We start from the raw sequence: 3102 nt of genomic DNA on the forward strand, positions 1-3102 counted from the left end.
GAGCTTATTATTGACTAGAGTCATGCTCCAGCCTATTCCCAAGTTAGCCATCCAGGCGGCTAGGAAAACTCCATCCACTCCACCAACTGGTTACCCCCATAAGCAAGGGGAGTGTCGAACAAAAACATGCGGGTCAAGGACGTGACCGGTAAGATCCAAGCAGGGATCCCCAAATAAAGAAACGAAGTAGAAACCAACGTGCAACATCAAGTTTTGGGGTTAGGCATTGCGGGGCTGGCGGCAGCGCGACTGTTGCGGGCCCAGGGCTATGAAGTGCTGGTTTGGGATGAGCAAGATTCCCCTCTTCTCAGACAGCGGCAGGCTGAGCTCAATCAAGAAGGGATCCCGGTTCGGCTGGGGCAGCCTTTTCAACTGGCCGAAGGAGTGGAGCAGGTGGTGGTCAGTCCGGGCATTGCCTGGGATCACCCGCTGCTGCAGGAGGTGCGTCAACAGGGAATCCCGGTGGTGGGAGAGGCGGAGCTGGCCTGGATCTATCTTGACCACCTACCCTGGGTGGGGATCACCGGCACCAACGGCAAAAGCACCACCACGGCTCTGGTGGCGGAAATGTTCAAGGCGGCGGGGTTGCAAGGGATCCCCTGCGGCAACATCGGCCTGCCCCTGTCGCAGGTGGCTTTGGAAACGCTCCAGGGAACGCTAGAGCCGGACTGGATCGTGGCGGAGCTGAGCAGCTACCAGTTGGAGGCCAGTAGCCGCCTCATGAGCAGTACTCCTGGAGGCCCGCCGCGTATTGGGGTGTGGACCACCTTCACTCCCGATCACCTAGAACGGCATGGGACGCTGGAGCGCTATGCCAGCTTTAAGGCTCGCCTTTTGGATCGGGCCCAGTGGCGGGTGCTCAACGGCGAGGATCCCTACCTGTGCCGCCGCCGGCAGGACTGGGAAAATACCTATTGGACTTCCCTTGTTGCTACCCAAGGCTGTTGTGACCGGGATCCCACCGCAACCCTTGACCTGCGGGAAAACCGCCTCTACATCCAGGGGGAGATGGTGGCGGAGCTGGAGGACTTTGCAGAACGCTGCCCTGGCCAACACAACCTGCAAAACCTGCTCTTGGCGGCAGCAGCAGCACGTCTAGCTGGGCTCCCCAACGCTGCCATTCAAAAAGCCATCCGATCTTTTGCCGGCATGCCCCATCGACTGGAGCGGGTGGCGCAAATCCAGGTGGGATCCACCCCTATCCGCTTTGTCAACGACAGCAAGGCCACCAACTACGAGGCCGGCTGGGTGGCGCTCAACGCCCTTTCCCCACCCATTGTTCTGATTGCCGGGGGAAGGGCCAAGCAGGGGGATCCCGGCGCCTGGTTGCGGTTGATTCGGGCCAAGGTGGCCCGCGTGTTGCTGATGGGGGAGTCTGCCCCAGTGCTGGCAGAGGCCCTCCAGGGGATCCACTATACTGACGTTGAGCTGGTGCCAACCCTAGATGTAGCGGTGGAAAGAGCCTTTGCAGCGGCTTGTTCCCTTTCCCGTCAAGCTCAGAGGTTGGGGAAGCCCGCTCAGCCCATCACCGTTTTGCTGTCTCCCGCCTGTGCCAGTTTTGACCAGTACTCCAGCTTTGAACACCGTGGCAACCATTTCCGAGCCTGCTGCCAAGCCCTTCAGGGATCCCTGGAATGCTGAAGCTCGCTGGCTGCGCTGGCTCACCTTGATCTGGCTGGTGCTGGGGCTGCTGATGCTGTTTTCCGCTTCCTACCCGGTGGCTCAGCGGATCACCGGCGATGGCCTCTACTTTTTCAAGCGGCAATTGCTCTGGGCCGGGTTGGGTCTGGGTTGCTTCTGGGTTCTGGTGCGGATCCCGCTGCGGCGCTGGTTCCCCTGGGCCGGGATCCTCTGCTTGCTGGGAGTTGGCCTGGTGTGGGCCACCCAGGTGCCGGGGTTGGGGGTTTCCCGCCTGGAAGCCAGCCGCTGGCTGGATTTGAAGGTGATCCCTGTTATCCAGCCTTCAGAATTGCTCAAGCCCCTGTTGGTCTTGCAGGGATCCTGGATCTTTGGCCGCTGGTTTCACCATCCCCTCTGGTTCCGCATCCTCTGGGTGGTTATCTTCGCCTTTGCGCTCTTGGGGATCCTCGCCCAGCCCAACCTGGGCACCACGGCCATCTGCGGCCTCACCCTCTGGGCTATGGCTTGGACCGCCGGGATCCCAGCTTTCACCCTTTTGGCCACAGCGGGGCTGGGGATTCTGGCGGCTGTGGTGAGCATTCTCAGCAAAGATTACCAACGGCGGCGCATCCTGGCCTTTTTGGATCCCTGGGGCAATGCCCAAGGGGATGGCTATCAGTTGGTGCAAAGTCTGTTGGCCATTGGCTCTGGCGGCCTGTGGGGCAAGGGATATGGCCTCTCCCAGCAAAAGCTGTTCTACCTGCCCATCCAATACACCGACTTTATCTTCTCGGTGTACGCAGAGGAGTTTGGCTTGGCCGGATCCCTGTTCTTTCTGGGGTTGCTGACCTTCTACACTCTGCTGGGCTGGCGGGTGATGGGGCGCTGTCGGGAGTTGACCATTCGCTTAGTAGCCTGCGGCTGCCTGATGTTTCTGGTGGGGCAGTCGCTGATGAACATCGGCGTGGTCACTGGGATTTTGCCCACCACAGGTGTGCCCCTGCCTTTGTTCAGTCATGGCGGCAGCTCTATTCTGGCAGGGCTGATCACAGCAGGATTGTTGGTGCGGGCAGCCCGCGAAGCAGGGTAAAGTAAGGCTGCATGTTGCCAACCCAGCAAAGGGATCCTTTCACCCAAGCAGCAAACCCAGAGGGCCAGGGATCCCTATTGGATTGGTTAGTCTCTGCTTTAGAGCGGCTTCTTATGCAGCAAAACCAAAGCTGAAGTTGAAACCGAGCCTAGATCCAGCCCATTTCATCCAAAACGAGGGTAAACACCGTCGCGCAACAGGCCACCAACAGCGACACGTAAGCCGGCTGACCGTGGGCAATGCAAACGCCGGCTGCCACCGAAGCGCCCGCAGCTGCAGAAAAGGTACGACCTGCCCAATTGCCTTTGGAGGGTTTGTCAGAAGGATTGAATTTGTTAAACATTTTTACAGCAGAAAGAGGATACAAAAGGAATAAACTTCATTAGGAAACG

3 protein-coding genes are annotated in these 3102 nt (G+C 59.2%); 2 read left to right on the top strand and 1 reads right to left on the bottom strand.

What is annotated here, in order from left to right; genetic code table 11:
- The first annotated feature begins 198 nt into the window (after nt 1-198).
- Both murD and NW856_RS05005 read left to right on the top strand, forming a co-directional pair.
- Nucleotides 199-1641, top strand: a complete 1443-nt coding sequence (gene murD, locus NW856_RS05000; RefSeq protein ID WP_414399387.1) for a UDP-N-acetylmuramoyl-L-alanine--D-glutamate ligase — start codon at nt 199-201, stop codon at nt 1639-1641.
- A complete protein-coding gene (locus NW856_RS05005) occupies nt 1586-2710 on the top strand; it encodes an FtsW/RodA/SpoVE family cell cycle protein (RefSeq protein ID WP_414399388.1) in 1125 nt (374 codons plus the stop codon). Before murD ends, NW856_RS05005 begins: the two co-directional genes overlap by 56 nt.
- A gap of 148 nt (nt 2711-2858) precedes the next feature.
- Here the strand turns inward: NW856_RS05005 and NW856_RS05010 are convergent, their stop codons facing one another.
- Nucleotides 2859-3053, bottom strand: a complete 195-nt coding sequence (locus NW856_RS05010) for a hypothetical protein (protein ID WP_041436101.1) — start codon at nt 3051-3053, stop codon at nt 2859-2861.
- Nucleotides 3054-3102: the final 49 nt, after the last annotated feature.

It is taken from the genome of Synechococcus sp. R3-13 (assembly GCF_047462195.1).
In the GTDB taxonomy this organism is placed as follows: domain Bacteria; phylum Cyanobacteriota; class Cyanobacteriia; order Thermostichales; family Thermostichaceae; genus Thermostichus.